Raw genomic sequence first — 22,240 nt, 5'->3', positions numbered from 1 at the left:
AAATTATAGTCGCTGTGATGAGGCGGCATGACGGACGTCATCGTCAATGCGCCGCGCCGGCGGCGCCGCGCGACGCCTTCTTGCCCGTCAGGAAGAAGCAGAACGGCACGATGCAGAAGGCGACGACGCCCGTATACAGAAAGACGTCGGAATAGGCGAGGATCTGCGCCTGGGTGCGGAACGATTGGTAGACCATTCCGACCGCGATATCATGCGCAGCGTCCGCAGCGTGGCCCATCGCGATCAACGATTGCTGGTAAGTCGCGATCAGCGCATTGAAGGGTTCGTGGAAGGGGTTCGCCCATTTCGACAGCTGCGCCTGGTGAACCTGCCCGCGCTCGGTGATCATCGCGGTCGCGAGCGCGATGCCGATCGAGCCGAACACATTGCGGAACATCGAGAACAGGGCCGTGGCGTCGCCGTTGAGGCGGCGCGGCAGCGTGATGTAGGCGATGGTCGAGATCGGCACGAACAGAAAAGCGAGGCCCATCGTCTGCGCGGCGCGCATCATGACGAGCGTTCCGAAGTCGATGTTCGGCGTCAGCCGCGACGAATAGAAGAACGCCGAACCCATGACGAAAAATCCAGCGGCGATAATGAAGCGCGTCTGCACGAAACGCATCAGCATGCCGATGATCGGAATGAGCACAATGATCGCCACGCCGCCGGGGGATAGGATAAACCCGGCCCAGGTCGCCGTGTAGTGGATCACCGACTGCGCGAATTGCGGAATCACCACCGCGCCGGCGTAAAGCACGCCGCCGACGGCGGAGATGCAGACGCAGCCCATCGCGAAATTGCGGTCCTTGAAGACGTCAAGATTGACGATGGGGTTCTTGGCGGTCTTCAGCCAGATGATTCCGCCGACAATGCCGATGAAGGCGAGGACGGCCATGAACTGGATGAAGCCTGATCCGAACCAGTCGTCATCCTCGCCGCGATCCAGCATGACCTGAAGCGCGCCGAGACCGAGAATGATGAAGCCGAGGCCGACAATGTCGATGCGCTTGCTCGCAAGCTTTTGCAGCCAGGGCGGATCCTCGACCAGAATCGAGACAAAAAACACGGCGATGATTCCAACCGGAATATTCGCAAAGAAGATCCACCGCCAATTGTAGGTGTCGGTGATGACGCCGCCGAGCGTCGGCCCCAGCACCGGGGCGACGATGGTCGCGACCGCCGTGACGCCGAAGGCCGCGCCGCGCTTTTCCGGAGGGAAGGTGTCGAGGATGATCGCTTGCTGGCTTGGCTGCAGGCCGCCGCCGAAAAATCCCTGCAGCAGGCGGAAGAACACGAGCTGCGGCAGGCTGTCGGCGATGCCGCACAGGAAAGAGCACACCGTGAACATGCCGATGCAGATCATGAAATAGCGCTTGCGGCCGATCACCGACGAGAGCCAGCCCGAGATCGTCAGGACAATGGCGTTGGCGACGAGATAGGAGGTCAGCGCCCAGGTTGCCTCGTCATTGCTCGAAGAGAGGCTGCCGGCGATATGCGGCAGCGCGACATTGACGATCGTCGTGTCGAGGATCTCCATGAAAGCCGCGAGCGTGACCACGACGGCGATCGCCCAGGGATTGCCCGAAGGCCGCCACCCTGCATGCGCGTCCACCGCAGTCATTTCAGCCGCACCGTGGGCACGGCGGAGACGCCGAGCGGCAGCGGCAGGGCGGGATCGAGCCCGCTGTCGATGACGATCTTGACCGGCACGCGCTGCACGATCTTGACGAAATTGCCGGTCGCGTTTTCGGGCGGGAAGGCGGTGAACTTCGATCCTGTTCCAAGCTGGATGCTATCGACGTGGCCTTTCAGCTTCAGCTGGGGATAGGCGTCGATCTCGATATCGACCTCCTGCCCCGGCCGGATGCGGTCGAGCTGCGTTTCCTTGAAATTCGCGGTCACCCAGACGTCCGGCGAGACGATCGAAAAGATCGACTGGCCCGGCGTGACATAGCTGCCAACCTCGACATTGCGTTTGGTGATCCAGCCGTCCTGCGGCGCCCGCACCACCGTCCACTCGAGGTTCAGATTGGCCTGATCGAGCTGCGCCTGCGCCTGCTCGACTTGGCCGGTCAGCCGGCCGACGTCGGCGTCGGCCTGGCCGATGCGCTGGGGCACGGGCGTCGCCGCGTCAAGCTGCGCCTGCGCCAGCATTACTTGCGCCTGCGCCTGACGCAGCGACGCCGTCGCCGCATCGACTTCTTGCTGCGTGGTCGCCTGTTTCGGCAGGCTTTTCTGACGCTGATAGTCGGCGTCGGCCTTCGCGGCCGCCGCCTGAGCGGATGCGAGTTGCGCCTTCGCCTGCTCAAGCTGCGCCGGGAAGTTTTTCCGCGCGATTTCGACGCCGAGCTTTAAGCCCTCGAGCTGCGCGCGCGCGATTTCGAGCGCGCCCTTCGCCGAATCGCGATCCTGCAAATAGCGGCGCGGATCGATATGGATCATCGCATCGCCCTTGCGCACGAATTGATTGTCGGTGACGTCGAGCGAGACGACGAGACCGGAGACCTGCGGCGCGATCGTCACCGCGCGGCCGTCCGTGAAGGCGTCGTCGGTCGACTGAATGTCGCGCGTCGAGAGGTAAAGATAGCCGCCGCCGGCGATCAGCGCGGCAAAGATCAAAAGGCCGATGCGCAGCAGGGAGCGCTTCTTTTTCGGCGGCGCGACGGGCTCTTGCGAAGCCTCTTCGGCCTCTACGGCGGCCTCCGCCGCCTCCTGTGGTCGGGCTTCGTCCTCGTGCGGCCCCGCGGGCTCCTGCGGCTTTTCCGCCGTTTCGCCAAGGTCGTCGTGGTCAGCGCGTTGATCCATGGTCATTGCCGCCGTGGTGATGCAGGAACTGGAACGGCGGCTTGCGCAAAGGCCGCGAAAAGCGCATAAAGTAGCCGAACCATTTGGTACGGTTAATGCCAAACCAACCTTGAGTCAATTCGCGCCGGCTCCATGCAGCAAAAGTCCGTCAGACGCCGATCCACAGACGCCCCATGCGCGCCCGCTCGCGCGAAAATCGTGCCGCGCGGGGAGAGGAGGCGCGACGAGATCGCGGCCGTCGCAGAGGCGGTTTTCCTCGATGGCGGCTATGCCGATACGACGATGCAGATCGTCGCCGCGCGGGCCGGGGCCTCAAAGGAGACGCTTTACCGCCATTTTGGCTGCAAGGCGGAACTCTTCGCCGAAGTCGTGCGGCGGCGCTCCGCGCTGATCTCCGGCGGAGAGGATAATTTGCGCGGGCCCCCAGAGCAGGCGCTTCTACGTTTTTCTCTCAATTTCCTTGAGTTCCTGACGCGCCCGGATTCGGTGTGCCTTTATCGCGTCGTCGTCGCCGAGGCGCCGCGCGAGCCCGAACTCGGCCGCATCTTTTTCGATCAGGGTCCGGGCCGGCTGCTGCTGCGGCTCGCCGCCTTTCTGAAAAGCGCCGCGGAGGCGGGCGAACTCCACTGCGCCGATCCGACGCTCGCGGCGCGCCTGTTTCTTGGCTCCGTCATTTCCTACTATCAGCTCTCGGTGCTGACGGGCGGCCGCTCGTTCGACAAGAATGACATTCTGGCTCACGCCCAAGGCGCGGTGAGCCTGTTCATGGCGCGCTACGGCGCCAAATCGCAATGATCCTCAATCGGAAGGCCGCGGATCGACAATGAGGCCGTGCAGGAAGGCCGGGCCATGTGCGCCCCGAACGAGCCGTCCCTCGATGTCGGAGGTGCCGCTCGCGCCGGTGATGAAATTGATGTTGCGCGGCGGCTTGGCCCCCGCTTCAGCGATCGCGTAATCCTCAAGATGAGCGAGGATGCGGTCGGCTTCGATAATGCACAGATGATGCATCGGCAGATAAGACAGCAGCACGGGGGAGGCCGGCCCCGAATGAAACACGAAGGTTCCAGTTTCGGCGATCGCCCAGCGCGCTTTGGCGACCGCGATCGCTTCATCGCCGCCGATCTGGGAATGAAGCTCAAATCCGCTCCAGTCGAGCGCCGCAAGCTCGGGGTCTGGCTGCAAGGCGATGGCGAGGCCAAGCCCATGCGTCTTGCAATAGCGGGCGACGGCCGCGGGCGCGTCTTCAATCCGGGCGATCCGGTCAATGCTCGCTCCGACGACTTTGACCGAGGTCAGGCGGGCGGCGAAGGCCTCGACGAGATCGGCCAGCGGCAGCTCCGGCCGGCTCAGCGCCGATTCCGCGGCAAGCGCCTCCGCCTCGGCTGAAACCGCGCCGGGGTTTTTCGCCGGCGCGCCGAGACTCTGCCGGATCGCTGTCAAAATATCGTCGCGGACGCTCAATTCTCTCGCTTTCGCTCTTGCGCGTCGAACTCCTGCCAGAAGGTTCGGGCGGCGGGTTTTGGAAAGTCGCGGTAGCGCGTCCAGCCCGAGGCCAGCGGCAGGCTGGAAATCCAGCCGCCGCGCCCGAACAGCCGCAGCGCCTTGACGGCGAGGCCGGTCCCGAACCGATACAGCGCCGGACGTTCGGCGGCGAAGGCCCAAAGCCCGAGAAAGCTGCGCTGCGTCTGCGGCTCGAGGCCGTCTGCCCAGCTTTTCTCGCGCCAGCCGCGCAGCATGGCCGGCAGCGGGATGTCGACCGGGCAGACCTCCTGGCAGCGACCGTTGAGCGTGCAGGCGCTGGGCAGATCGCGCGAGGCCTTGAGCCCATCGAAGACCGGCGTCATTGCGGCGCCCATGGGGCCCGGATAGACGCCGCCATAGGCGTGGCCGCCGATCTCGTTGAAGACCACGCAATGATTCATGCAGGCGCCGCAGCGCAGGCAGCGCAGCATCTCCTTGATGCCCTCGCGGATCATCCGCGTGCGGCCATTGTCGACGAGCACGATATGGAATTCGTCCGGACCGTCGCGGTCGCCCGGCTGCTTCGGTCCGCAGTGAAAGGTCGTGTATTGCGTGATGTCGGAGCCCGTCGCCGAGCGCACCAGCAACCGCAGCAGCGCGAAGGCGTGCGAGAGGCCAGGCACGAGCTTCTCGATCCCGGCCGTGACGATATGCACGCGCGGGATCGTCGTCGTCAGCTCGGCGTTGCCTTCATTGGTGACGGTGCAGACGGCGCCGGACTCGGCGATCAGAAAATTCGCGCCGCTGATGCCGATGTCGGCGCCAAGGAAGCTTGGACGCAATTCGCGCCGGGCGCTGGCGACCATCGCGCCGACGTCGTCGCTGTTTGGCGGCGCATGGTGATGTTCGCGGAAAAGCGCCGCGATGTCCTCGCGCTTGTGATGCAGCGCCGGCCAGATGATGTGCGAGGGCCGGTCATGCGCGAGCTGCACGATATGTTCGGCAAGATCTGTCTCGACGCGGTTGAGCCCGGCGTCGTCGAGAGCGTGCGGCAGGCCGATTTCCTCGCCCAGCATGGATTTGGAGCGGGTGACGGTGTGGCCCTTGGCCTTGCGGCAGATATCGATGACGATGTCGCAGGCCTCGCTCGCGGTCGCGGCATAATGCACCTTCGCTCCCGAGGCGGCAGCGTTGCGCTCGAATTCGACGAGATAGTGATCGAGGTTTTCGATCACATGATCCTTGATGCGCCGGCCGAGATCGCGCGCCCGCGCAAAACCCGGCCAGTCGGCGACCGCGGCCTCGCGTTTCTGCCGCGCGGTCCGCGTCGTGCGGTCGATGGCGATCTTGAGGTCGGGGTTGGCGAGAGCCGCGGCGACCCGCTGCTTGAACGAGCCCGACGCGGCGTCCGTCGCAGGCGCGTCGTCGATGGCGGCGGACATTACGGCTCCTCGCCGATCGCCGGTCCATCGCCCATTCCGGCGATGATTTCGGCGAGGTGGAACGCGCGCACGCGCGAGCCGCGGCGGTGCAGCTTCCCGGCCATGTTCATGAGGCAGCCGAGATCGCCGCCAAGCAGCAGATCGGCGTTGGTCGATTCGATGTTGCGCGCTTTTTCATCGACGATGGCGTTCGAGATGGCCGGATATTTGACGCAGAACGTGCCGCCAAAGCCGCAGCAGGATTGCACGTCGGGGAGCGGGACGAGGCTCAATCCCTTGACATTGGCGAGAAGGGCGCGCGGCTGCGGCTCGACTTTCAGTTCGCGGAGCCCCGAGCAGCTGTCGTGATAGGTGGCCAGCGCTTTGAGCTCCACGCCCAGCGGCCGATAATGGCAGACGTCGACGAGAAAGCTGAGCAGCTCGTTAGCGCGCCCCGCGAAATTTTTGGCGCGCTCGCGCCAAGCCGGATCATCGGCAAATAATTCGGGATAGTGCTTCAGCATTCCGACGCAGGAGCCGGAGGGCGCCACCACATAGTCGAAGCCTTCAAAGGCCTCGATCACGTTCTTGGCGAGCTTGCGCGCGTCGGCGCTGTCGCCGGAATTGAAGGCGGGCTGTCCGCAGCAGGTCTGCGCGCGCGGCGTCTCGACGTCGCAGCCGGCCCGCCGCAGCAGGATCAGCGCGGCGAAGGCGGTGCGCGGCCGAAACAGATCGGCGAGACAGGTGACGAACAGCCCGACCTTCATGGCCTAGTGAATCACCATCTGCGTGAACGGATAGACATAGGCCTGCAGCATCACGAGAAGGCCGACGAGGCAGGCGAGCACGATCGAATGCGGAAACACGAAGCGCAGGATCGAGCCTTCGTGACCGAACCAGTTGGTCGCCGTCGAGGCGACGACGATCGATTGCGCGTCGATCATCTTGCCCATCACGCCGCCCGAGGAATTGGTCGCCGCCATCAGGATCGGCGAAAGCCCGAGCTGCCGCGCGCTGACCGTCTGCAATCCGCCGAACAGCACGTTGGACGCCGTGTCCGATCCCGTCAGGGCAACGCCGAGCCAGCCAAGCAGCGCGCCGAAGAACGGATAGAGGAATCCGGTTTGCGCGAAGGTGAGGCCGAGCGTCGCGTCAAGGCCCGAGAATCGGGTAAGCGTGCCGAGCGCCAGCATGGCGGCGATGGTGATCAGCGAATTGCGCACCACGCCCAGCGTGCGCCAATAGGATTTGACGAGCTGCAGCGGCGAATAGCCCATGACGAAACCGCTGACGATCGCCGCCAGCAAGATTGCCGTTCCGGTCATGGTGAGGATGTTGAAGCTGAACACGGCGTGTTCGATCGTCTCCTTTGGCACGACGGGCGGCACTTTGGTGACAAGGTCATGCAGGCCGGCGACCTCGAATTTCGGCAGCCACAGCGCGTTGATCGGCTTCTTGAAGGATTCCGTGCCCCAGATAAAGACGAAAACGCAAAGGATGATCCAGGGCGTCCAGGCCTTGATGACGACGCTGCGGTCGTCGGCGATATGCGGCCTGGAGAGATCGCCCGGCGCGAATTTCGATTCGCTGGCGAGCGCGAGGTCGCTCTCGCCGCCATGGGCGAGAATGGTCGGCGGGGCTTCCGGCGCCGAAAGGACGGAGTGCGCCGCGCTGTGGTCGACGCGCCCGACGAGAGACGGATTGGTCCAGATCTGGGCCGGCTGCCAGAATTTCAAGAAAAGCGCGAGGCTGCCCATCGAGACCAGCGCCGCGATCACATCGACGAGCCAAGGTCCGTGGAAATTGGAGACGAGGAACTGCGGCACAGCGAAGGTGACGCCGGCGACCAGAACTGCCGGCCAGATCTGCAATGCGCCTTTCCATCCGGCGAAGACGATGATCAGCCAAAACGGAACGAGCACCGAAAAGAACGGCAGCTGCCGGCCCGCCATGGCGCCGAGCGCGACAGGGTCGAGGCCGGTCACTTGGCCCAGCACCACGATCGGCGTGCCGAGCGCGCCATAGGCGACGGGCGCCGTGTTGGCGATCAGCGACAGGCCAGAGGCGGCGAGCGGCGAGAAGCCAAGCCCGATCAAGATCGCGCCGGTGACGGCGACCGGCGTGCCAAAGCCCGCCGCGCCCTCGAAAAAGGCGCCGAAGCAAAACGCCACCAGCAAAAGCTGCAGCCGGCGGTCGGAGGTGATTCCGGCGATGGATCTTTGCAGCACGGCGAAGGAGCCGTTCTCAACGGTGAGACGGTGCAGAAAGATAACGTTCAGCACGATCCAGCCGATCGGGAAGAGGCCGGTCACCGCCCCGAGGAGCGACGCCCTGATGGCCATCGGCGCCGGCATGGTGAAGGCGAACACCGCGACAATAAAGGCGACCGCCAGAGCGATCAAAGCGGCGATATGAGCCTTCGTCTTCGTGAAGGCGATGAGGCCGAGCAGTGTGACGATAGGCAAACATGCGACGAGCGTCGAAAACAGGCCGTTGCCGAATGGATCGTAAACCTGGCGCCACATTGAGCATCTCCCCCCAAAACGATCGGCGCATGCGCGCCGGATTTTCTTTAAGCAGTCGGTTTTCCGTCCCGCCGCGCTCCTGGCGACGCGCGCTCCGCCGCGGCGACGGCAAAGGCGCGCGCAAACGGCTTTAGCGGATAGGGTTCAATGCAATGCTTTGAAGCTATTCGGATTTCGGCTGAGGCGCGCGCTGGGATTAAGCGGAAGGTTATAGAACGCTAACCGGCTTGACAAGCGCTCCGGCGTCGCCTCCAAGACCGAATTGCGCGTCTCCGGCGACCCGGCGACGCGGCGCTTGCCTCGCCGATTGGAAAGCGCGCCGCGTTGGGTCATTGTCGCGAGGTGGAGCGGCTTGCGGCGAACGGCCTCCTTCGTTAGAACTGCAGAATAAATCCGCAAATTACGAGCTATAACAGAATGATAATGTTAAATTGGAGCGCGGCCGTTGCAGCGCGTTGATCCCTCGCAACTGCCCGGCCCAGCGCTCAGCGCCGAGCAATTGCGGCAGGTCAATGATCTGTCGGCGTCGCTGAACGCGCGCCAGGCGCTATGGCTCAGCGGCTATTTCGCCGGCCTTGAGGCGGCTTTGGCGCAAGCCGGCCCGGCCTTGGCCGCGCCGCCGCCTGCTGTCGCCCCCACCGTCGCGTCGGCCCGCACGCTGACCATTCTCTACGGTTCGGAGACCGGCAACAGCGCTGCGCTCGCGAAAATCGCCGCCGCCGAGGCCAAGGCGCTGGGGCTCGAGGCGAGCGTCGTCGACATGGCCGACTACAAGCCCCGCCGGCTCAAAGAGGAGCAGGATCTGCTGCTGGTCGCCAGCACCTATGGCGAGGGCGATCCGCCGCAGCCGGCGATCGGCTTCTTCGAATTTGTCGAAGGGCGCAAGGCGCCGTCTTTGGCGGGCCTTCGCTTTGGCGTGCTGGCGCTCGGCGATTCCACTTATGAAAAATACTGCGAAGCCGGAAAGCGGCTCGACCGACGCTTTGAGGAGCTCGGCGCGACGCGCCTTCTGCCGCGCGTCGATTGCGACGTCGATTATGACGAGGCCGCCAGCGCCTGGACTCGCGAGGCGCTGGCGCTCCTCGTCGCGGACATAGGCGGCCAGCTCGCTCCGGGCGTCGGCGCCGCGCCGCTCGCCGAGCCGCAGCAATCGGTCCACGACAAACGCAACCCCTTCGTCGCGCGCATCCTCGATAATCTCGTGCTGACCGGCCGCGGCTCCAGCAAGGAAACGCGCCACATCGAAATCTCGCTCGAAGGCTCAGGGCTCACATTCGAGCCGGGCGACGCGCTTGGCGTCATGGCGCGCAACAATCCTGCCGTCGTTGACCGCGTGCTGGAGGCGCTCGGCCTTGACGGCGCGGCGGGTGTGAAGGTCAAGGATCGCGAGGCGCGGCTGGCGCTGGCGCTCGAGGAGCATTTCGAGATCACCACGGCGACGCCTCGCTTCCTCGAACATTGGGCCGGGCTGTCCGGAGCTGATGATCTCGAAAGGCTGATCGGACCCGAGCGCGCGGAAGAGCGCGCCGCCTTTCTGCGCGAGCATCATATCATCGACGTGATCCGGGCCTTTCCGACGTCGGAAGTCACGCCCGAATCCTTCGTCGCCGGGCTGCGGCCGCTGCAGCCGCGGCTTTATTCGATCGCCTCGAGCCTTGCGGCCAATCCAGACGAGGCGCATCTGACCGTCTCCACCGTCCGCTACATGCTTCACGGCGAGGAGCGCTGCGGCGTCGCCTCCGGCTTTTTCGCCAAGCTCGCCGCCCCCGACACGCGCGCGCCGGTCTATGTCCAGTCCAATCCGCATTTCCGCCTGCCGGCGGACGACGTTCCGATCATCATGGTCGGCGCCGGCACAGGGGTTGCGCCCTATCGCGCCTTCATGCAGGAGCGCGAGGCGCGCGGCGCTTCGGGCCGCTCCTGGCTCTTCTTCGGCGAGCGCAATTTCGTGTCGGATTTCCTATATCAGGCCGAATGGCAGGCCTATCTGAAGGACAAGGTTTTGAGCCGGATGGAGGTCGCCTTCTCGCGCGATCGCTGGGGCAAGGCCTATGTGCAGCACCGAATGCTGGAGCAGGGGCGCGACCTCTTCGACTGGCTTGAGGGCGGCGCGCATTTTTACGTCTGCGGCGATGCGGCAAGGCTCGCGCCCGACGTTCATGAAACGCTGATCGCGATCATCGAGACGCATGGCGCGCGCTCGCGCGAAGCCGCCGAAGATTATGTGCGCGCCCTGCAGGACGGCCATCGCTACCAGCGCGACGTCTACTGAGGATTTTTCAAGATGACCAACACCCTCGCCGGCCCCGACCGCAGCCGCGATATCTCGCAGCCGCTGGAAAAACTCGGTCCCGATGAAGCGATGAAGGTCCGCAGCGATTATTTGCGCGGCACGATCAATGAGGGGCTTCTCGACGCGATCACCGGCGCCGTGTCGGGCGATGACAACGCCAAGCTGATGAAGTTCCACGGCGTTTATGTGCAGGACGACCGGGACCTGCGCGACGAGCGCCGCCGCCAGAAACTGGAGCCGGCCTATTCCTTCCTGATTCGTCTGCGTCTGCCGGGCGGCGTCGCCACCGCGGCGCAATGGCTGAAGCTCGACGAATTGGCGCGCGCCTATGGCAATTCCTCGCTGCGCGTGACGACGCGGCAGACGTTCCAGTTTCATTGGGTCTTGAAGAACGACCTCAAGGCGACGATCCAGGGCCTGCATGAGGTGCTGATCGACACCATCGCCGCTTGCGGCGACGTCGTGCGCGGCGTCATGGCCTCGGTCAATCCGAGCCTCTCGAGCCTTCACGCCGAAGTTTACGATGATGCGCGGCGGGTCAGCGAACATGCGATGCCGAATATGCGCGCCTATCATGAGATCTGGTATGGCGAGGAGCGCGTCGCGACGTCGGAGCCCGAGGAGCCGTTTCTCGGCAAGCAATATCTGCCGCGCAAATTCAAGATCGGCCTCGTCATTCCGCCCTATAATGACATCGACGTCTACACGCAGGACCTCGGCTTCATCGCCATCGCCGAAAACGGCCGGCTCATCGGCTACAACATCGTTATCGGCGGCGGCATGGGCCGCACCGATCAGGCGCCCGAAACCTATCCGCGGCTTGGCGATGTGATCGGCTTCATCCCGAAGGAGCAGATTTTGGCTGCGACCGACGCGGTCGTCGGAACGCAGCGCGATTTCGGCGACCGCACCGTGCGCGCGCACGCCCGCTTCAAATACACGATCGACACGCATGGGCTCGACTTCATCCAGGGCGAGATCGAGCGCCGGCTCGGCTACGCGCTGGAGCCGGCAAGACCGTTCGAATTCGTCTCGAACGGCGACGCCTATGGCTGGGCGAAGGGCGAGAACGGCCGCTATCATTACACGCTGTTTATCGAGAACGGCCGCATCGTCAATCGTGAGGACGTCGCTTTGCTGGACGGGCTGCGGGCGATCGCGGCTGTGCATCAGGGTAGTTTCCGGATGACGCCGAACCAGAACGTCGTCATCGCCGACATTCCGGCCAAGCAGAAGCCGAAGATCGCCGCGCTGCTGCGGGAATATGGGCTCGACCACCGCAATGAACAGAGCCTGTTGCGACTCAATTCCATGGCCTGCGTCGCGCTGCCGACCTGCGGCCTCGCCATGGCCGAAAGCGAGCGCTACCTGCCGACGCTGGTCACCAAGATCGAGACGATTTTGGCGGAGAAGGGTCTGGAGAAGGAGCCGATCACGATCCGCATGACCGGCTGCCCGAATGGCTGCGCGAGGCCCTATGTCGCGGAGATCGCGCTGACCGGCCGCGCGCCGGGAAAATACAATCTCTATTTCGGCGGCGGCTTTCACGGCCAGCGCCTCAACAAGATGTATCTCGAAAATGTCGGCGAGGACGCGATTTTGCAAGCGGTCGACGCGATCGCCGGGCATTACGCGCAGGACAAAAACCCGGGCGAACATTTTGGAGATTTCACCATCCGCGCCGGCTATGTGAAGGAAGTCCGTGCGGGTCGGGAGTTCAATGATTGAGGGCCCCCGTTTTCTAGCCTTTCGTGGCGGCTTGCGCTAGATTTGCCGGTATGATCCATCTTTCTCAAGAGATCGAAGCTCTTGCCCGGCGGCTCGCCGCAGCGCAAAACCTTCCCGTCGAAGAGGCCATCAGGCGGGCGCTCCATGAGAAGCTGCGCGCCGCTGGGCTCCGTCCACGCCGGCGCATGAGCGTCGAGGGCATGCTGGCAGTCGGAGCCGAGGTCGCCGGCCTACCGCTCCTCGACTCACGTTCTCCGCGTGAAATCACGGACAACCTGAACGATTTATGATTGTCGTCGATAGCTCCGCCCTGATCGCCATTCTTGAAATGGAGGCCGACGCGGCGGTCTACGCCGCAGCAATCCAACAGGCAGACCGCCTGTTGGTGTCTGCGGTCAATGTCCATGAGGCAGGGCTCGTGTTGCGTATTCGACGCGGTATGACCGCCGCCGATCGAATGTGGCGTTTTCTTCAGGTTGAAAACGATTTTGAGATCATCCCCTTCGACGAAATTCAGGCGCGCGCGGCGCTCTCGGCGTTTGACCGTTACGGGAAGGGCGTCCATTCGCTGGCGCGGCTCAATCTCGCGGATTGCGCCGCCTATGCGCTTGCCGTGACGATGGATGCGCCATTGCTCTTCAAGGGAGCCGATTTTTCAGCGACCGACGTTCGGACCTGCATTTGAAACGATTGCTAGCCTCAAATCCATCCCGCCTTCCGGAATTGATAAAACAGATAAAACAGGTCGAGAAAATCACGCCGAGCGCGGCGAAATAGCCGTGCTGCCATTCGAGCTCCGGCATGTTCTCGAAATTCATGCCGCAGATGCCGCCTTTGATGCGGCGGCCGATCGCGTCTTGCCGCAACTGCGCATATGATCCGCCACCGATACGCTGTCGCTGACGTGCACGCGCGATCGTTGAATCGATCATCTATGGCGCGCTTTCGTCAGCCTAGGCACAAAGCGCCCGCTCAACTATCATCTCAGAAACGCGGCTTGCCAATTGTCGCGTATTTGAGGGGGTACTTATGAAAGCGCTCAAGACTGCGATGCTCGGTGTCATCATCCTTTCCACGAACTTGTCGCCGGCGTTTGCTTTAGGCGGCTGTGGTCCAAACGGCCATCGCAATGGGTGGGGCCAGTGCGTCTGGGGGGGTCAAAATCAGGATTGGTGCTTGAGACGAACGGGCCATACCGCCGTTCGCATGCCTAATGGAAACATGCGCTGCTTCAGGTGATTGCAGCTGACGTCTGCAGCAGCCGACTAACTGTCTGCCGGAGCAAGCCGGCAGGCATGGCGCAAGCCCCGTCTCGGGTCGCGACCCTGTATTGTTGCTCGCACATCGAAGTCCTGCCTACCGTCAAATCCACCCGGCCTTCCTGAACCGGTAGAACAAATAAAAACACGTCGAGAAAATCACGCCGAGCGCGGCGAAATAGCCGTACTGCCATTCGAGCTCCGGCATGTTCTTGAAATTCATGCCGTAGATGCCGGCGATCGCGGTCGGCACGGCCAGAATGGCCGCCCAGCCTGTGAGGCGGCGGCCGATCGCGCCTTGGCGCGAGGATTCCAATAACAGCCCCGCCTCGAAGGCGAAGCCAAGCATTTCGCGCAGAGAATTGATCTGCTCCAGGGCTCTGTTCACATGGTCGCCGATGTCGCGGAAATAGGGCCGGAAATCCGCGTCGATTCCGGGAATGTCGGCGTGCTCAAGCCGCCTGCACACTTCGACCGCCGGCGCGGCGACGAGATGCAACTTTTGCAGCTCCCGCCGCAGCTCATAGATCCGCGCCACCCGCGTCTCATCCAGCGGCTCCAGCACATGGTCCTCAAGCGCCTCCACCTCGGCGGCGAGCTTTTCGACGACGATCAGATAATTGTCGACGATAAAATCAACGATGGCGTAGACCACATAGTCCTCGCCATGGCTGAGCTGCTTCGGCGTCGCCTCGGCGCACTGCCGCACCCGCGTATAGGACGCCGAGGCGCCGTGGCGCACCGAGATGACATAGCCCTTGCCGACGAAGATCTCGGTTTCGCCGAGCGCGATATGGCCGTCGATCAGAAAGGCGGTGCGCAGCACCAGAAAGCTGGTGTCGCCATAGACTTCGACCTTCGGCCTTTGATGCGCGTTGAGGGCGTCTTCCAGCGCGAGCTCATGCAGGCCGAATTGCTTTTGCAGCGCGCGCAGCTCGTGCTCGCTCGGCGCCTCTATGCCGATCCAGACGAAATGGCCGGGGCGGTTGGCCCATTCGCCGCTCTCCGCGATGGAAATATCGGCCACCTTGCGGCCGGCGCTATAGGCGGTCGCGGCGATTACCTTGCCCATTGACGGCTTCTCCAGACCCGTGGCGGCTTTTGTTATGCGCGAAGGCTACAGGCGAACTAGCGGCCTGCAAAGCCGAGATAGGCCGCGATCGTGACGGCTGAGAGCGCCGTCGAGATCAAAATGACCTTGGACGTCAGGCCTGCGTCCAGCCGGTAATATTCGGCGAGCATGAAGGAGCCCGTGCCCGTCGGCAGCGCGGCCATGACCACCGCCGTTTTCGCCGCGACCGGCTCCAGCGCGAAGATTTTCTCGACGAGCAGAAAGGCGATCAGCGGCTGCGCGATGAGTTTTAGACCGATCAGAAAAGCGGCGGCAGCCGCCTCCCGCTTTGGCGCCGCCTCCTCCGCCCGATCGCGCCCGCCGGCGAAGAACAGGCCGAGCGCGACGAGAGCGCAGGGAGAGGCGGCGGAGCCGAGCAGCTTGAAGAAGACCTCGGCCTGATCGGGGATTTTGAACCCCAGCGCATTGATGAGCGCGCCAGCAGCGGGCGCCGCCACCAGCGGATTGCGCAGCAGCGATTTCGCCACCTTGAAAATCAGCGGGGCGATCCGCTTTTCCGCCTGCAGCCCGATCTCGATCAGAACGATCGCGCCGCCAAACAGAACGCAGGCGGTGAAGATCGTCGCGATCACGGCGCCCGTCTGGCTCGCCGGGCCGAGCGCGACGAGGCACAGCGGGATGCCGATATAGCCGGTGTTGCCATAGGCGGCGTTGAGGCCGTCGACGCCGGCGTCGGCCAGCGGTCGTCCAGCGGCGAGGCGGACCGCGACGGCAAGCGCGAAGACGATCGCTGAGCTGAGCCCGAAGGCGCCGATAAAACCCGGCTGCCAGATCGACGACCAGCTGGCGTGCGCCATGATGTCGAACAACAGCGCCGGCAGCGCGAGAAAGACGACGAAGCGGTTCAGCTCGCGCGAGGCGCCGGGACCCAAAATCTCCCAGCGCCGGATGGCGACGCCCGCGACGATCAGGGCGAAGATCGGAATGACGGCGCCGAAGGCGCTCAGCATCAAAGCGCCTCAGCGGTCATGGGCGCCGCTCCGAGCGCAGGCGCATTGGCGACGCCCTCAAGGTTCGAGACGGCTCTTCCAGCCTCCTCCGCATGAGGGATATGGGAGAAATGGGAATTTCTCCAAACCGACTTTCAGATCCCGCCGCCGTCGTGAAAATCCTCGCTGCGAAGCTGCGCCTGCGAGATCGTGCTGCCGGGCGGCACGCTGCGCGTCAGCCAGACATTGCCGCCGATCGACGAGCCGCGGCCGATCGTGACGCGGCCCAAGATCGTCGCGCCGGCATAGACGACGACGTCGTCCTCGACGATCGGATGGCGGGCGCCCCCCTTCAGCAGCGCGCCGTGTTCGTCGGTGGCGAAGCGCTTCGCCCCCAGCGTGACCGCCTGATAGAGCCGCACGCGCTTGCCGATGATCGTCGTCTCGCCGATGACGACGCCGGTGCCGTGATCGATGAAGAAGCTCTCGCCGATCTCCGCGCCCGGATGGATGTCGATTCCGGTCGTCGAATGGGCGATCTCGGCGATCATGCGGGCGAGCAGCGGCGCGCCGAGCTTATAGAGCACATGGGCGATGCGGTGATGGATGATCGCCGTGACGCCGGGATAGCAGATCAGCACCTCGTCGATGCTGCGCGCCGCCGGATCGCCGTCGAAGGCGGCGCGGATGTCGGCGTCGAGCAACGCGCGGATCCTGGGCAGCTCTTTGGCGAGCGCGCCGACGACCGGCGCCGAGAGGTCGTTTTCGGGGGGGATGACGACGCCGCGGGCGCAGGTGAACTCGAACTCGAGCCGGACCTGCTGCAATAGCTCGGTCAGCGTCAGGTCGAGCGTATGTCCGACGAAAAAGTCGACGCCTTCGTCGCTGATTTCACAAAGGCCGAGGCGGTTCGGAAACAAGGCTGCGCTGAAGCCCTCCATAACCTTGACCAGCGCCTTGCGCGAAGGGAGCTTCACCGGTCCTTCACGCAGCTCGTGGTCCTTGACGCGCAGCTCGCGCAATTCGGCGGTTATCGCCTTGATATTCCAATGCGGGCTGGCGCTACGCAAAGCGCTCGCCTTTCTCGATACGGGACTCATGCTGCGACCTTTCCGATCCGCGGCGGGATTTGAGGGCTATCTACCCAAACAAGCGCGCGGCCGTCGATAGAATTAAAATCTCCCGCCCCTGCGGCCCGGCGCCTCATTCAAGCCGGTCGGCGCGGCGCAGCTCGGGGAATCGCCAGGCCCAGAGCGCGACGACGAGAAGCGTTCCGACGCCGCCGATCACGGCCGCGCCCTTTGCCCCCGCGAAAGAGGCGACGACGCTCGATTCGAAGTCGCCGAGCTGGTTCGAGGCGCCGATGAAGACATAATTGATGGCGTTGACCCGCCCGCGCATCGCATCCGGCGTGCCGAGCTGCACCATGGTGAAGCGGATGACCATGCTGACCATGTCGAAGCCGCCAAGGGCGATCATTGCGGCGACGGAAAGCGGCATCTTCGTCGAAAGCGCAAAAAGGATCGTCGCCGCGCCAAAGGCGGCGACCGATGCGAGCATGATCGCGCCGACGTTCCGGCGCAGCGGGAAGCGGGCGAGGATGAGGCCGACGACAATCGCGCCCATCGCCGGGCCGCTGCGCAGCAATCCGAGCCCGACCGGGCCGGCGTCGAGAATGTCGCGGGCGTAAATCGGCAAGAGGGCGGTGACGCCGCCAAACAGCACGGCGAACAGATCGAGCGAGATGACGCCGAGCAGGAGGCGGTTGGCGCGAACATAGGAAAAGCCGGCGAGCAGGCTTTTGAAGCCGGTTTCTTTCTCCGCTTCGCCGCGGCCCTGCCGCGCTTTGATGAAGGCAATCATAAGCGCCGCCGCGGCGTTGAGCGCCGCCGCCAGCGCAAACAGCGCCGGAGCGCTCCAGGCCATCAGAAGACCGCCCGCCGCCGGGCCGGCGATCATTGCGACCTGCAGCGAGGAGGTCGTCATCGCCACCGCGCGGGGAAAATCCGCAACTTCGACGATACCGGGCAGCAGCGCCGCGAGCGCCGGCTGGGCGAAGGAGCGCGCCGTCCCGAGAAAAAATACGATGGCGTAAATGAGCGCGAGGTTCGGCGAGGCGCTGGCCGCCGCATAAAGGAGACAAACCGACGCGAAGGCCTGCGCCGCAGCGCTGACGACGCCAACCTTGCGGCGATCGAGCCGGTCGGCGACGCCGCCGGTCACGAGGATGAACAGCACGGACGGAAGAAATTCGACAAGGCCGATCAGGCCGAGGCTCAACGGATCGCCGGTCAGCGCATAGACGGACCAGGCGATGGCGACATGCTGCATCTGCATGGAGAAGGCCATCGCCATGCGCGCGCCGACGAACAGCTGCACGCTGCGCTGGCGCAGCAGGGGCGTCGCTGGGGCCGCGATTGCGTCGGGCGTCCTGTCATCCATGCATGCGGCTTTACCAAAAATAAAACGGAGAAGCAGGGGGCTTCTCCGTTTCACACGCGATTGTGGTCTGGCTCTGGGACGATCAGGCGCCCGCGGCGCGCAGGCGGATCGGAACCGATTTATAGGCTGGCGTGCCGCTGCGATGATCGTAAGACTCGAGCGCGATCAAATTATTGGCTTCCGGGTAGTAGGCGGCGACGGAGCCTTCGGCGATCGTGTAGGCGACGGCTGTGAGGCCCCGCATCCGGCGCGGCGCGCCGCCTGCGCCGTCGGCCGGCACCGTCTCAAGATCAACGGCGTCGCCGTGCTTGAGCCCCCTCGCGGAAAGATCCTTGGCGTTGACGAAGACGACGTCGCGCCGCCCGGTTATGCCGCGATAGCGGTCGTTGAGGCTGTAGATCGTCGTATTGTACTGGTCGTGGCTGCGGATTGTCGTCAAGACCAGCGCGTCGGCGCCGACGGCCGGATCCTCGGCCAGCCCCTCGGCGGGGATGAAATTGGCCTTGCCGGACGGCGTGCGCCACTCCCGCTCCGAGGAGGCGACCTTCAGCCGAAATCCGCCGGGCTGCATGATGCGTTCGTTGAAATTGAAAAAATCAGGGAACACCTCTTCGATCTTGTCGCGGATGCGGGAATAGTCGGCGATGAGATGGTCCCAGGCGACCTTGCTTTGCGGCAGGGCGGCCTTGGCGATGCCGGCGACGATCGCCGGCTCCGAGCGGAGCTCGTCCGACGCCGGCTTCAGGCCGCCACGCGAGGCATGCACCATCGACATTGAATCCTCGACGGTGACCGCTTGCGGCCCGGTCTCCTGCACGTCGATCTCGGTGCGGCCGAGGCACGGCAGGATGATCGACTCTTTGGCCAGGATCAGATGGCTGCGGTTGGGCTTGGTCGCGATATGGACGGCAAGATCAAGCTTGCGCATCGCGGCGAAGGTGGCCTCCGGGTCTGACATCGCCACGGCGAGGTTGCCGCCAAGACAGATGATCGCCTTTGATTTTCCGTCGCGGATCGCCTCCACCGTCTCGATCGCATTATGGCCCTTCTCCCGTGGCGAGGCGATGCCGAAGGCGGCGTCGAGCCGAGCGAGAAACGCTTCGTCCGGAATTTCGGTGACGCCGACGGTGCGGTCGCCCTGGACGTTGGAATGGCCGCGCAGCGGGCAGATTCCCGCGCCCTCCCGGCCGATATTGCCGCGGAGTAGCAGAAGATTGGCGAGCTGATGCACGTTTGAGGTGCCATGCCGATGCTGGGTGACGCCCATGCCATAGCAGAGGATGACGCGGCTCGCCTTGGCGTAGACCGCCCCCGCCGCCTCAATGTCAGCGCGCGAGAGGCCGGACTGGCGCTCGATCGCCGCCCATTCGGTCCCTTCAAGATCAGCCGCGAGCGCCTCAAAGCCCGATGTGTGCTCCGCGATGAAGGCGCGGTCAAGCACGCCCGGGCCGCCGCTCGCAAGAGAGGCGGCGTCGAGCGCGAGCGTCGTTTTCATCATGCCCTTCAGCACGGCGAGGTCGCCGCCGACCTTGACCTGATAGTAGGACGAGGCGATCTCCGTCGAGCGCATGGTCAGCATCTCGATCGGATCCTGGGGCGAGGCGAAACGCTCGAGGCCGCGCTCGCGCAGCGGGTTGAACACGACGATCGGCACGCCACGCCTGGCCGCCTCGCGCAGCGTCGCGAGCATGCGCGGATGGTTGGTGCCGGGATTGTGGCCGATGCAGAAAATGGCGTCGCAATGGTCGAAATCTTCGAGCGTGACCGTGCCTTTGCCGGCGCCGAGCGAGTCCGGCAGGCCGACGCTCGTCGCCTCATGGCACATGTTGGAGCAGTCGGGAAAATTATTGGAGCCGAATTCCCGCACGAACAGCTGATAAAGAAACGCCGCCTCGTTGGAGGCGCGCCCCGAGGTGTAGAATTCCGCCATGTTCGGATCGGGCAGGGCGCGCAACGCCGCGCCGATGCGCGTGAAGGCTTCATCCCAGGAAATCGGCAGATAGCGGTCGCTCGCCGTATCATAGGCCATCGGATGGGTGAGCCGCCCCTGTTTCTCGAGATCGAAATCCGACCAGGTCCAGAGTTCGGCCACGGGATGCGCGGCGAAAAACTCCGGGGCCGCGCGCTTGGCCGTGGCCTCCCAGGCGACCGCTTTCGCGCCGTTTTCGCAAAATTCGAAGGATGATCGGTGGTCGGGGTCCGGCCAGGCGCAGCCGGGGCAATCGAAGCCCATCGGCTGGTTCGCCTTGAGCAGGGCTCGCACGTCGGACGTGACGGCAGTCTGGTCTTTGATCGCCTTGGCGACGGCGTGAAGCGCGCCCCAGCCGCCCGCGGGACCGTCATAGGGTTTCACGCCCGGCGGGTCCATCTTGCTCATCTTGGGGATCTCCTCGGGGCTCGTAAAGGATGAAAGGCCGGCGCTGCGGGATGAATCCCGTTTGCGCCAGATCAATCCTTATCATCGAGATGCGGTTTCCATAAACCGCCTTGCCCGGCTCGCGCGGCGTCGAATCGCCGCGTTGGCGCGCCGGCGGCAGGGCAAAAAAAAAGCATGATCGCGCAAGCTTGCGGCGATCATGCTGGTCCGAAGTTCGGAGCGGCGCCCAAAGGGCGCCGCTTGATCAGTTATGCGTAAGATTGGTCGCCGAGCGGGTCCAATCGAGCAATTTGGTCGTGGCCCCGCTGATCGAACTCACCGCGGTGTCGACGAAGGCGAGCGGATTTGGCTTCGGCGCCGGCGCCGGCTCGATCGGCGCCGAGGCGACTTGAACGGGCTGCGGGTCTTGCTGCGCTTGAGCCGCGCTCTTCGGACGGTTGTTCGCGTCATTGTGGGCGGTTTTGGCGGCGGCGTCGGCCGGCTTGGCGGCGACCTTGGCCGGCCGCGCCGGCGGCAAAGCGGCCGTTTTGGCGGGAGCGGGCTTTGCGGCGTCTCTGGCCGCGGTTTTCACAGCCGCCTCCTTGGCGGCGACATGAGCGGCCGGTTCGGCCTTGGCGATCGTGCCATCCGGCCGCACCGAGGCCGTCTTCACCTTCTTCGGTTCGCCAAGGGCCACCGGGGCCGATGCGGCCGGCGCCTGCGCCACGGTCGCGGCTGCGGGGGCTGCCGCCGCAGCGGCCGAGGTGCGAGCGGCGCCATAGGGCGGCGGGGCGAGCAGGCTGCCCATCGCGGCGGTCGGGGGCGTCGCGGCGTCCTGGAGCGACAACGCGCCGCCTGCGGCTTGCGCCGGAGCTGCGTCGGCGGCCGGCGTCTCAGCCGGCGCCTGCCCGATCGAGGCAAGCTGCGGCGCGGCGGCTTGCGGGGCGGACGTTTCCGCGCCTGCCGCAGGCGCCGGGGAGGCCGCGGACGAGGCTTCGGCGGCAGCAGTCGACGCGGGCGCCATCGCTGCAGTCTGCATCGGCTCGCTGCGATCGTCGGAGCCGGCGTCGCGTTTCAGCGCCGAGCTTGTGATAATTCCGGCCATGCCGGCGATGACCACCGCGGCCATCAGATAGAGCGGCCGGCGCGACCGCTTTTCTTCTTCGTAGAGGGCGGCTTCGCCGGACACGGCCGCGTCGTCGACATAGACGAAGTGGTCGACCGGGGCCTGCGTCAGGAGGCGCTCGTCGTCGAGGGCGGAGAACGCGGCCGGCTGTCCTTCGCCGGTCTCGGCGGCGAAAGCGCTGAACGGGGCGCTGGCGAAAGCGAACGGCTCATCCTCATGATCGCGCGTCGCGCGCAGGGCGGGAAGAATGATGGGCTGGAAGGCCTGGGCGTCAGCGTCCTGTCGCGCCGGGTCCGCGACGAGGGCGGCGCGCAGCAGGGCCGCCTCGATCTCGGCGAAATCGCCGCCGATCACCGGCTCGGCCGCTTCGAACGGGATGGCGTGGTCTTCGGCGTAGGCCGGGAAGGAGGTGTTCTGGCGAGAGGCCATGATGGGCGCGTGCTCCGGTTCCGCGCCGGCCGAAGCGTCGGCCTCGCGCTCAAAAAACTTTCCATCCCCAATCGCCAGGGCGGTTTCGCCGCGCATGCGACGCTCAAATTCATAAAGATCGATCAGTGGCTGCCGTTTCGGTGCTGGCTCGCTCATGGTTCCGACCCCTCGACTCCATACTTAAATCTTGCCGCGCGTCTCAAGCTGCGCCTTAATTCTTAACCGCCATTAAGACTGTGCAATTGTGGCTGTTCTTTGCCGCGGGCGCAGAACATTCGTCATTGATCCGCCGGATCGGTCCGGCGCGCCTCGCACGCGCAACTCTGTAAAAAAT

19 protein-coding genes are annotated in these 22,240 nt (G+C 64.6%); 6 read left to right on the top strand and 13 right to left on the bottom strand.

Going from position 1 to position 22,240, the window contains the following annotated elements:
• Positions 1 to 43: 43 nt before the first annotated feature.
• Together MSIL_RS12430 and MSIL_RS12425 are read right to left on the bottom strand one after the other, a co-directional pair.
• Positions 44 to 1,621 carry a DHA2 family efflux MFS transporter permease subunit gene (locus tag MSIL_RS12430; protein WP_012591432.1) on the bottom strand — a complete coding sequence of 526 codons (1,578 nt, stop codon included), beginning with the start codon at positions 1,619 to 1,621 and terminating at the stop codon, positions 44 to 46.
• Positions 1,618 to 2,805 (bottom strand): HlyD family secretion protein, encoded by a 1,188-nt coding sequence (locus tag MSIL_RS12425; protein WP_012591431.1) that lies wholly within the window; start codon positions 2,803 to 2,805, stop codon positions 1,618 to 1,620. The genes MSIL_RS12430 and MSIL_RS12425 overlap by 4 nt, the downstream gene beginning before the upstream one ends.
• A gap of 198 nt (positions 2,806 to 3,003) precedes the next feature.
• On the opposite strand from MSIL_RS12425, the gene MSIL_RS12420 reads away from it, so the two are divergent.
• The gene (locus tag MSIL_RS12420) at positions 3,004 to 3,600 is read left to right on the top strand and encodes a TetR/AcrR family transcriptional regulator (RefSeq protein WP_187148653.1); all 597 of its coding nucleotides are present in this window, start codon (positions 3,004 to 3,006) and stop codon (positions 3,598 to 3,600) included.
• A gap of 3 nt (positions 3,601 to 3,603) precedes the next feature.
• Here MSIL_RS12420 and MSIL_RS12415 read toward each other — a convergent pair whose 3' ends face one another.
• Genes MSIL_RS12415 through MSIL_RS12400 form a run of 4 tightly spaced genes read right to left on the bottom strand, consistent with a single transcriptional unit; the run spans position 3,604 to position 8,212 of the window.
• Complete coding sequence (locus MSIL_RS12415) at positions 3,604 to 4,266, bottom strand: LutC/YkgG family protein (RefSeq protein ID WP_012591429.1); 663 nt, start codon at positions 4,264 to 4,266, stop codon at positions 3,604 to 3,606.
• Complete coding sequence (locus MSIL_RS12410; RefSeq protein ID WP_012591428.1) at positions 4,263 to 5,708, bottom strand: lactate utilization protein B; 1,446 nt, start codon at positions 5,706 to 5,708, stop codon at positions 4,263 to 4,265. The genes MSIL_RS12415 and MSIL_RS12410 overlap by 4 nt, the downstream gene beginning before the upstream one ends.
• Positions 5,708 to 6,454, bottom strand: a complete 747-nt coding sequence (locus MSIL_RS12405; protein ID WP_012591427.1) for a (Fe-S)-binding protein — start codon at positions 6,452 to 6,454, stop codon at positions 5,708 to 5,710. Before MSIL_RS12405 ends, MSIL_RS12410 begins: the two co-directional genes overlap by 1 nt.
• Before the next feature lie 3 nt (positions 6,455 to 6,457).
• A complete protein-coding gene (locus tag MSIL_RS12400) occupies positions 6,458 to 8,212 on the bottom strand; it encodes an L-lactate permease (RefSeq protein ID WP_012591426.1) in 1,755 nt (584 codons plus the stop codon).
• A gap of 445 nt (positions 8,213 to 8,657) precedes the next feature.
• Here MSIL_RS12400 and MSIL_RS12390 point away from each other — a divergent pair, with 445 nt between their 5' ends.
• The 4 genes from MSIL_RS12390 to MSIL_RS12375 are packed head-to-tail and all read left to right on the top strand — an operon-like array spanning position 8,658 to position 12,918.
• On the top strand, positions 8,658 to 10,484 hold the full coding sequence (locus tag MSIL_RS12390; RefSeq protein WP_012591425.1) for an assimilatory sulfite reductase (NADPH) flavoprotein subunit: 1,827 nt from the start codon (positions 8,658 to 8,660) through the stop codon (positions 10,482 to 10,484).
• A gap of 12 nt (positions 10,485 to 10,496) precedes the next feature.
• Positions 10,497 to 12,233, top strand: coding sequence for an assimilatory sulfite reductase (NADPH) hemoprotein subunit (cysI, locus tag MSIL_RS12385; RefSeq protein WP_012591424.1), 1,737 nt, complete (start codon positions 10,497 to 10,499; stop codon positions 12,231 to 12,233).
• A gap of 50 nt (positions 12,234 to 12,283) precedes the next feature.
• On the top strand, positions 12,284 to 12,523 hold the full coding sequence (locus tag MSIL_RS12380; RefSeq protein WP_012591423.1) for a type II toxin-antitoxin system VapB family antitoxin: 240 nt from the start codon (positions 12,284 to 12,286) through the stop codon (positions 12,521 to 12,523).
• Entirely contained in the window at positions 12,520 to 12,918 is a 399-nt protein-coding gene (locus MSIL_RS12375; protein WP_012591422.1) for a type II toxin-antitoxin system VapC family toxin, read from the top strand. Before MSIL_RS12380 ends, MSIL_RS12375 begins: the two co-directional genes overlap by 4 nt.
• Here MSIL_RS12375 and MSIL_RS21985 read toward each other — a convergent pair.
• Entirely contained in the window at positions 12,872 to 13,165 is a 294-nt protein-coding gene (locus tag MSIL_RS21985; protein WP_244406123.1) for a CorA family divalent cation transporter, read from the bottom strand. The two genes, MSIL_RS12375 and MSIL_RS21985, sit on opposite strands and share 47 nt — an antisense overlap.
• A 97-nt stretch (positions 13,166 to 13,262) precedes the next feature.
• Between MSIL_RS21985 and MSIL_RS22345 the strand changes: the two genes are divergently transcribed.
• Complete coding sequence (locus tag MSIL_RS22345) at positions 13,263 to 13,472, top strand: GCG_CRPN prefix-to-repeats domain-containing protein (RefSeq protein ID WP_012591421.1); 210 nt, start codon at positions 13,263 to 13,265, stop codon at positions 13,470 to 13,472.
• Positions 13,473 to 13,595: 123 nt separating this feature from the next.
• On the opposite strand, the gene MSIL_RS12365 is transcribed toward MSIL_RS22345, so the two are convergent.
• The 6 genes from MSIL_RS12365 to MSIL_RS20225 form a co-directional block, all read right to left on the bottom strand.
• Complete coding sequence (locus MSIL_RS12365) at positions 13,596 to 14,564, bottom strand: magnesium and cobalt transport protein CorA (RefSeq protein ID WP_012591420.1); 969 nt, start codon at positions 14,562 to 14,564, stop codon at positions 13,596 to 13,598.
• 56 nt (positions 14,565 to 14,620) lie between these two features.
• Positions 14,621 to 15,574 (bottom strand): AEC family transporter, encoded by a 954-nt coding sequence (locus tag MSIL_RS12360; protein WP_012591419.1) that lies wholly within the window; start codon positions 15,572 to 15,574, stop codon positions 14,621 to 14,623.
• A 134-nt stretch (positions 15,575 to 15,708) separates the two neighbouring features.
• On the bottom strand, positions 15,709 to 16,653 hold the full coding sequence (gene epsC, locus MSIL_RS12355; protein ID WP_012591418.1) for a serine O-acetyltransferase EpsC: 945 nt from the start codon (positions 16,651 to 16,653) through the stop codon (positions 15,709 to 15,711).
• Positions 16,654 to 16,756: 103 nt separating this feature from the next.
• On the bottom strand, positions 16,757 to 17,995 hold the full coding sequence (locus MSIL_RS12350) for an MFS transporter (RefSeq protein ID WP_012591417.1): 1,239 nt from the start codon (positions 17,993 to 17,995) through the stop codon (positions 16,757 to 16,759).
• An 82-nt stretch (positions 17,996 to 18,077) separates the two neighbouring features.
• Positions 18,078 to 20,372: an FdhF/YdeP family oxidoreductase gene (locus tag MSIL_RS12345; RefSeq protein ID WP_012591416.1), complete on the bottom strand. Its 2,295-nt coding sequence runs from the start codon at positions 20,370 to 20,372 to the stop codon at positions 18,078 to 18,080.
• Positions 20,373 to 20,616: 244 nt separating this feature from the next.
• On the bottom strand, positions 20,617 to 22,062 hold the full coding sequence (locus MSIL_RS20225) for a hypothetical protein (protein WP_012591415.1): 1,446 nt from the start codon (positions 22,060 to 22,062) through the stop codon (positions 20,617 to 20,619).
• Between the last annotated feature and the right edge of the window lie 178 nt (positions 22,063 to 22,240).

This window comes from Methylocella silvestris BL2, assembly GCF_000021745.1.
Classification (GTDB): Bacteria; Pseudomonadota; Alphaproteobacteria; order Rhizobiales; family Beijerinckiaceae; genus Methylocapsa; species Methylocapsa silvestris.
Note: the sequence above shows the minus strand (reverse complement) of the source record. Positions and strands in the feature narration are given on the sequence as shown.

Bases quoted from the DNA above. Each gene is read 5' to 3' on its own strand.
- MSIL_RS12360 (WP_012591419.1), bottom strand. From the start codon at position 15,574: ATGCTGAGCGCCTTCGGCGCCGTCATTCCGATCTTCGCCCTGATCGTC.
- MSIL_RS21985 (WP_244406123.1), bottom strand. From the start codon at position 13,165: ATGATCGATTCAACGATCGCGCGTGCACGTCAGCGACAGCGTATCGGT.
- MSIL_RS12365 (WP_012591420.1), bottom strand. From the start codon at position 14,564: ATGGGCAAGGTAATCGCCGCGACCGCCTATAGCGCCGGCCGCAAGGTG.
- epsC (WP_012591418.1), bottom strand. From the start codon at position 16,653: ATGAGTCCCGTATCGAGAAAGGCGAGCGCTTTGCGTAGCGCCAGCCCG.
- MSIL_RS20225 (WP_012591415.1), bottom strand. From the start codon at position 22,062: ATGAGCGAGCCAGCACCGAAACGGCAGCCACTGATCGATCTTTATGAA.
- MSIL_RS12405 (WP_012591427.1), bottom strand. From the start codon at position 6,454: ATGAAGGTCGGGCTGTTCGTCACCTGTCTCGCCGATCTGTTTCGGCCG.
- MSIL_RS12350 (WP_012591417.1), bottom strand. From the start codon at position 17,995: ATGGATGACAGGACGCCCGACGCAATCGCGGCCCCAGCGACGCCCCTG.
- MSIL_RS22345 (WP_012591421.1), top strand. From the start codon at position 13,263: ATGAAAGCGCTCAAGACTGCGATGCTCGGTGTCATCATCCTTTCCACG.
- MSIL_RS12380 (WP_012591423.1), top strand. From the start codon at position 12,284: ATGATCCATCTTTCTCAAGAGATCGAAGCTCTTGCCCGGCGGCTCGCC.
- MSIL_RS12345 (WP_012591416.1), bottom strand. From the start codon at position 20,372: ATGAGCAAGATGGACCCGCCGGGCGTGAAACCCTATGACGGTCCCGCG.
- MSIL_RS12375 (WP_012591422.1), top strand. From the start codon at position 12,520: ATGATTGTCGTCGATAGCTCCGCCCTGATCGCCATTCTTGAAATGGAG.
- MSIL_RS12430 (WP_012591432.1), bottom strand. From the start codon at position 1,621: ATGACTGCGGTGGACGCGCATGCAGGGTGGCGGCCTTCGGGCAATCCC.
- MSIL_RS12400 (WP_012591426.1), bottom strand. From the start codon at position 8,212: ATGTGGCGCCAGGTTTACGATCCATTCGGCAACGGCCTGTTTTCGACG.
- cysI (WP_012591424.1), top strand. From the start codon at position 10,497: ATGACCAACACCCTCGCCGGCCCCGACCGCAGCCGCGATATCTCGCAG.
- MSIL_RS12425 (WP_012591431.1), bottom strand. From the start codon at position 2,805: ATGGATCAACGCGCTGACCACGACGACCTTGGCGAAACGGCGGAAAAG.
- MSIL_RS12410 (WP_012591428.1), bottom strand. From the start codon at position 5,708: ATGTCCGCCGCCATCGACGACGCGCCTGCGACGGACGCCGCGTCGGGC.